Consider the following 2,277-nt stretch of genomic DNA (forward strand, 5'->3'; position numbering starts at 1 on the left):
GGCAGGCCCGCCGCATCGAGCCGGGCGCCCGGGTCCTGCGGGGCCAGCTGCGTGGCGGCCCGCGCCGTGTGGCGCATCCGTCGCAGCAATGGCCACAGCATGGTGATATTGGCCAACGGCATCAGCAGCAGCAGTCCCACCAGCCAGACCAGGTAATGCGCCAGGAAGCTGCGCACCACATCGTCGACCACCGCGCCAGGGCGGGTCTGGTCCTGGGTCACGACGATGCGCACGTTCTGATCGGCAAACGCGCGTGGCACGCTCAGGCCAACCAGCGGCCCGCTGGTCAGGGCTTGTTCGTGCCAGGCCCGGGGCGGCTGCGGCCAGATATCGGGCAGGAAAAACGGGCTGTGGGCCAGAACCTGCCCGCGCGCATCGATCACGGCAAAGGCGCGCCCGTCATAGCCGGTGGCATAGATCGCCATCTCCTCGCGCGGCAGGGCCACCTGCCAATGGCCGCCTGGTGCGGGGATGACATGGCGCGCCACCAGTTCGGCCTGTTGGCGCAAGGTATCGCGCTCGATCGCGCGGACGCTGCTTTCCAGCACGGTGCGTGCGGCAAAGGGCATGGCAAGGCTGGCCACCACAATGGTGATGCCCTCTACCAGCAGGATGCGCGTGAGCAGCGAGGTCGCCGCGCGGCGGACCAGCCGCTTCATGCGCGCGGCTTGATGATATAGCCGACGCCGCGCACCGTCACGATCTCCGCCTCGCCCTGCGCGGCATCGAGTTTCTGGCGCAGGCGATGGACATAGACCTCGATCGCGTTGGAGCCGAGCGGATCGTTGGCGCCGAACAGTTGGTCTTCAGCAAGGCGCTTGGTCACCACCTGTCCTTCGCGGCGCAGCAGGAGGCCGAGCAGCCCGGCTTCGCGCGCCGACAGCGCAACAATGCGCCCCCCGACCCTGAGCGAGAGATTGTCGAGATCGAAGACCAGGTTGGCGCAGGCGATTTCACGGCCCTGGAACGTGCCGTTGCGGCGCAGCACGGCGCGCAGGCGGGCGAGCAGTTCGTCGGGCGAAAAGGGCTTGGCCATGTAATCGTCGGCGCCTGCGTCCAGTCCGGCGATGCGCGCCTGCACCTCGCCCCGCGCGGTGAGCACGACAACCGCAAGGCCATGCCCGGCGCGGCGCAACCGGGCGAGCAGGGCCAACCCGTCGCCATCGGGCAATCCCCGATCGAGCACCAGCGCGGCATAGGTATTGGCGGCTAGGTACAGTTCCGCCTCCTCGCTGCTGGCAGCATGGTCGACAGTCAGCCCGGCGCCGGCCAGGCACACTGCCAGCGCACGGGCGAGGGGGGCATCGTCTTCGACAAGCAGTATGCGCATGCAGGAACCCGGTGATGTCTGGCCACAACAACGGACAGCCCGCCCGGCCCTGCGCCGCCGCTGCCGCATCAGGCGCGCGCTTGTACCTGTGCCAAACGCACGGCGCCGCAAATCCCTGCGCGATGCATCCAGATTGGTATGAATTGGACAGTCGCCGGCTGGCGTGTGAAAAGGCGACCAAGCGTGATGCAGGACATTACCTGCCGTGACCATAAAATCCGGATCTGTTGGGATTTTATGGTGGGCGCGACAGGGATTGAACCTGTGACCCCACCCGTGTGAAGGGTGTGCTCTACCGCTGAGCTACGCGCCCGCCGAAATGGCGTCCCGCGGTGGTCGATCGTGTCGGCCCCGGGGTGTGGAGGCGGCCTCTAACGGCGTTGCGCAACGTTGACAAGTGGGCATGTGAAGATATTTCGCTCCCCATGACCGATCCAATCGAAACGCCCGAAAACGCGGACGCCGTCGCCGCTCCTTCCACCGCACCTGCCACGTCCGGCGCCGATGTGCCGCCCGATCGCCTGGCGATCAACCCGCGCAGCGCGTTCTTTGACGCAGACAAGCTGGGCCGTGGCGTGGGCATCCGCTTCAAGGGCACCGTGCGCAACAATGTCGAGGAATATTGCATTTCCGAAGGCTGGGTGCGCGTGCAGGCCGGCAAGACCATGGACCGCAAGGGCAACCCGCTGACGCTCAAGCTCTCCGGCCCGGTCGAGGCATGGTACGAAGACCTGGGCGAAGACGCCCCGGTGGCCAAGGCCTGATCTTTGGGTTGTTCGGGTGCCGGCGTTAGCGCAGGCGCCCGATCCCCATGCCGGCGCTGCCCACCCCGGCGCCGCCGGTGCGGCTGGCAATGATGCGGCCGATGGGATCATCGTCGCGCGCTAGGCTGGCCTGATCGCGCCGCGCCGGAGCCGGCAGTGCGGCACTGGCCGCAATAGTGGCCT

Annotated in this window: 2 protein-coding genes, 1 tRNA gene and 1 pseudogene; 1 reads left to right on the plus strand and 3 read right to left on the minus strand. The window is 67.5% G+C overall.

Annotation, left to right across the window (positions count from 1 at the left end; translation table 11 throughout):
- From H926_RS0106690 to H926_RS0106700, 3 genes and pseudogenes are all read right to left on the minus strand, one after another.
- Positions 1–659: pseudogene (locus H926_RS0106690) on the minus strand (hypothetical protein); the annotation flags it as partial.
- Positions 656–1,330 carry a response regulator transcription factor gene (locus H926_RS0106695; protein WP_022675620.1) on the minus strand — a complete coding sequence of 225 codons (675 nt, stop codon included), beginning with the start codon at positions 1,328–1,330 and terminating at the stop codon, positions 656–658. The pseudogene H926_RS0106690 and the gene H926_RS0106695, both read right to left, overlap by 4 nt.
- A gap of 238 nt (positions 1,331–1,568) precedes the next feature.
- Positions 1,569–1,643: transfer RNA gene (locus tag H926_RS0106700), tRNA-Val, on the minus strand.
- A gap of 112 nt (positions 1,644–1,755) precedes the next feature.
- Here H926_RS0106700 and H926_RS0106705 point away from each other — a divergent pair.
- Positions 1,756–2,094, plus strand: a complete 339-nt coding sequence (locus tag H926_RS0106705) for a DUF3297 family protein (RefSeq protein WP_022675621.1) — start codon at positions 1,756–1,758, stop codon at positions 2,092–2,094.
- Positions 2,095–2,277: the final 183 nt, after the last annotated feature.

The sequence above is a fragment of the Novosphingobium sp. B-7 genome (assembly GCF_000410615.1).
Classification (GTDB): Bacteria; Pseudomonadota; Alphaproteobacteria; order Sphingomonadales; family Sphingomonadaceae; genus Novosphingobium; species Novosphingobium capsulatum.

What these genes read in the sequence shown, in the direction of transcription:
- H926_RS0106695 (WP_022675620.1), bottom strand. Translation starts at nt 1,330, where the DNA reads ATGCGCATACTGCTTGTCGAAGACGATGCCCCCCTCGCCCGTGCGCTG.
- H926_RS0106705 (WP_022675621.1), top strand. Translation starts at nt 1,756, where the DNA reads ATGACCGATCCAATCGAAACGCCCGAAAACGCGGACGCCGTCGCCGCT.